Annotated in this window: 2 protein-coding genes and 1 pseudogene; 2 read left to right on the top strand and 1 reads right to left on the bottom strand. The window is 50.6% G+C overall.

What is annotated here, in order from left to right; all coding sequences use genetic code 11:
* Nucleotides 1-522: 522 nt before the first annotated feature.
* Nucleotides 523-1,986 carry a sigma 54-interacting transcriptional regulator gene (locus HY26_RS16275; RefSeq protein ID WP_112074137.1) on the bottom strand — a complete coding sequence of 488 codons (1,464 nt, stop codon included), beginning with the start codon at nucleotides 1,984-1,986 and terminating at the stop codon, nucleotides 523-525.
* Nucleotides 1,987-2,090: 104 nt separating this feature from the next.
* Here HY26_RS16275 and HY26_RS16270 point away from each other — a divergent pair, with 104 nt between their 5' ends.
* Complete coding sequence (locus HY26_RS16270) at nucleotides 2,091-3,374, top strand: DUF3422 domain-containing protein (protein WP_112074136.1); 1,284 nt, start codon at nucleotides 2,091-2,093, stop codon at nucleotides 3,372-3,374.
* A gap of 67 nt (nucleotides 3,375-3,441) precedes the next feature.
* Nucleotides 3,442-3,733 (top strand): annotated as a pseudogene (locus HY26_RS16265) (transposase); the annotation flags it as partial.

Here is a 3,733-nt window from a genome sequence, read left to right as displayed (position 1 = left end):
CAAATGCGGGACCATTTGGGGCTCAGGTCAAGACTCTGTCGCAGGCATGGTTTCATGTAAGGACTGCCACTACGTTCGTCTTTCCTTAAGAGCGCCGTATCGATTGAAACTCGGCCCGGTTTAAGCGGATAGCTGCATTCTCGCGCGGAGAGCTCAGGAATTGATCGGCACAGCTCTATCTACACGCACGAACAATTGATTAGAGCGCCAAACGCCTTTGCGAGACCAGTATGGCACAGCGCAAAGATAGTTTGCACCCGGCTGTTGATGCAAACTTAATTCGCAGCAGACGCGAACATGTTGCATCGTGTTTAGCCCTGCCGATTGCCACAAACAGGACACTCCACTTCAGGGCCATAGCCCATCCAAACTCCACTGCATTGGCTACACCAATGTCCGACGCACCGATCACCGGATGGATTCAACGTCAATGCGAGTTTAGAATACCCAATAATTTTTGCTGGTTTTTGACGATTTCGGCCTGAAACTGCGGCGTGCGGAAACGGGATAACCCTGTCATCTTTACTCATTGAGTTGTCTAGCTTTCTGATCAAGACTGTATCGTTTTATCTTATTTGCAATTCCAACTCGCGACAGACCCAGGCTTTGCGCCGCCTTGGATTGATTCCAGTTCAGTCTTGTCAACACGCGGAAAACGATTTGGCTCTCTAAGTCTTCGATGATTTCTTTAAGTGTTCTTCCGTCAGCTTCGATACTGGCAAGAGAGTCTTTCCGCGCTTCGATAGAGGCGATCACTTCAGAGAAGTGCTTAGGAAGAATATAACTGTTGTTGTAGGCCAGTGCAGCTGCTCTAGAAATCTCCATCTCCAATTCTCGGACATTTCCTGGAAAATCGTACATCGACAATTTATCCAGAGCCTCACGTGAGATGCCAACGATTCTTTTGCTATTAATTTCCGCAGCTCGCTCCAAAAAAAATGCTGCCAATGCAGGAATATCGTCAACGCGATCTCGAAGCGCTGGAATATCCAGCTCGAACCCTTTGAGGCGGTAATACAAATCTTTACGAAACTTACCCTCTGAAACGAGCCGACCCAACGGTCGATTGCTAGCGGCGATGATCCTCACGTCAGCGGTTTGGACAAAATCCGAACCAAGCGGCTTGACTTCGCCTTCTTGCAAGAAACGCAATAAACTTACCTGAAATGCGGGTGAAATCTCTGATATCTCGTCTAAGAATACTGTTCCGCCGTCCGCTGCGCGAAAGAGCCCCAGTCGATCCGATATAGCGCCTGGAAACCCGCCTGAAACGTGCCCAAAAAGCTCCGAATGAAGCGCTTCATCTGTAACGCCACCGCAATTTTGCACATGCATCGGGGATTCACGCCTACTGGAGTTGTAGTGCACCGCGCGCGCCAGCAATTCTTTGCCCGTACCCGTCTCTCCCTGAATGAGGATTGGAAGCTCGGTTCTCGCAGCCTGTCTTGCCGCCGCGCATAATGCGTCCATCGATGGGCTGACATAGATTAACTTTTCGAACCGAGACCAGGGTGCCTTGATCGCCTCTTCTTTATGCCCGCCAAATAGATCGTCATCAATCGATAGTTTGAGTTCGCGCGATAGAATTCTGTGTCGTCTAGAGAGTTCGGCCATCTCCAAAGCGCGTTTTGCAACCATGCCCAAATGCTCAGATTTGAGCGGTTTACGCATCCGCAAAAACGCTGCGCTATTTCTGGCGATCTTGCCAATTCGCTCGCTCTTACTGTCATCTCCGAATACGATACGAGCCGTTTGCGGGCCTTTCACGCGAGCGGTAACAAGAAAATTTTTCCGTACATTCGCTAGCACCGCTTCATCGCAGATAATCAGCTGGCAATCGACATTATTGAATTTTTCCGCTGCGTCTTGTTCAGTCTCACAATTGATGAGGCGATAGTGTCGCTCATCGGCAAAAACAGCTTTGGCGGATTTGTTGGCTTTCGGATCTTGAGAAACGAACAACACGGTACAGACGAGCGAATTCATATACTTAGTTTACAATCTGATAATAGAGTAGACAATACGAATTCCGCCAATAACGTGGTCCTAATTGCGTATCACGAGTTTCTGAAACTGCGCGAGCTCGCGATATGCACAGCAGCGAACAGCGAAGCGCCGTCAAAAGTAACGGCACATTGGTCAATACTCAAAGGAGCAAATTCGTCTTGGCCTCTCCAGAACAACTTCACACCCAACACGTCGACCGAGCCTTTATTCAGGACGAGGCGCACGCGCGCCCCCCCGTCGCAGTCGAATGGGAAGCAGGTGAAGCTTGGCACTGGGTGCTTCATACACCGCAATTTGATGCCAATACCTGGCCATCGGAATTTGATCTGGAGCTACGTCATCAGTTGATCGAGCGCCCAGATGGAATCTTGCGTTTCGAAAGGCACACTGAATTTGTATCTCTGACGTTCTTTGGCGAACACCGTCCAAGTTTGGAGACGCTAGACCTAGTCCGGAGGTGCCCGGGCAATCAGCTTTCGGGCGCGAGAATTCTCGTGTCAGAGACGATATCAATAGAAAATGCGTTCGGAGACGCTCGCATCTTTGGCGGGAATGTAATGTTTGAAGGTATCGCGGCAACGACAGACTTCAGAGTTTCTGATCACGGCCTTGTTAAGTACACGGTGTCAGGAAAATTTGAAGATGGATTTGCCCGCGGCCGATTGATCAAGCGGCTCTTAGACCTTGAAACTTATCGAATGGCATGCCTGCTTGGCCTCCCGGCCGTTCGGAGTCTAACTCCCAAATTACATGAGCTTGAATCTCGCGCCGAAAAGGCAACCTCTATCTTGAACCAAACCCAGACTTCCCTTGATGAGTCCATTCGCGAGTTGGCCAATATATTAAAATCTGTATCAGCGATTAGGTCAGAGCTTTATTATCGCATAGCCGCTTCCAACGCTTACTACGACTTGGTGTCGGACCGATTGGCAAGTTTGGATGAAACCCAGATCGGGCAACGCCAGACTTTGCGGGGATTCATTAAACACCGCCTTGATCCGGGTATGAAAACTATACGGGCATTTGAACGACGCGCTGAATCTATTTCAACTTCCATTTCTGAGGCCCTCGCGTTGGTGCGCACCCAATTGGACCATACTGCTCAGCAGCAATCCCAAAACTTGCTCGCCTCAATGGAGCAGCGTGCGCGTCAACAAGTGCACCTCGCGCAGGCCGTGGAGGGCCTTTCGGTCGCGGCAATTACATACTATTCTGTGGGGCTAATTTCATACCTATTGAGAGGCGCGCCACCCTTAATCCTCGATCATAGCACTCTTATTGCCTTTTCTGTCATACCGGTCGCGGTATGTGTCGCGTGGTTTACACGGCGCGCAAGAAAGAAGATCGATAGTATCGCGCGCCGCTGAATTGGTCTGCCTCAGAAAAACTGGCCCATAGTTTGAGTTAGGATCGGCTCTGAAATGGAGTTGAACCATGGGCAAGAGAGCCAAGCCTGAAGAGATCATTGCAAAGCTGCGTGAGGTGGAGGTCCGCCTCAGCCAGGGCGAGACGATAGCGCATGCTGTGCGCGCGATCGGCGTGACCGAGCAGACGTTTTACCGCTGGCGTAAGGAGTATGGCGGCCTGCGTGTTGGCCAGGCCAAGCGGATGAAGGAGATCGAGAAGGAGAATGCCCGACTACGGCGGGCTGTTTCTGATCTCACCCTCGACAATCAAATCCTACAGGAGGTTGTCCGGGGAAAGTACTAAGCCCTTCACGTAAACG

Source organism: Hyphomonas sp. GM-8P (assembly GCF_003263315.1).
Classification (GTDB): domain Bacteria; phylum Pseudomonadota; class Alphaproteobacteria; order Caulobacterales; family Hyphomonadaceae; genus Hyphomonas.
The sequence above is the reverse complement of the archived record's forward strand: the minus strand, read 5'-3'. Positions and strand labels throughout refer to the sequence as shown.

Excerpts from the sequence above, each read along its gene's own strand:
- HY26_RS16275 (WP_112074137.1), bottom strand. The coding sequence starts at position 1,986 with ATGAATTCGCTCGTCTGTACCGTGTTGTTCGTTTCTCAAGATCCGAAA.
- HY26_RS16270 (WP_112074136.1), top strand. The coding sequence starts at position 2,091 with ATGCACAGCAGCGAACAGCGAAGCGCCGTCAAAAGTAACGGCACATTG.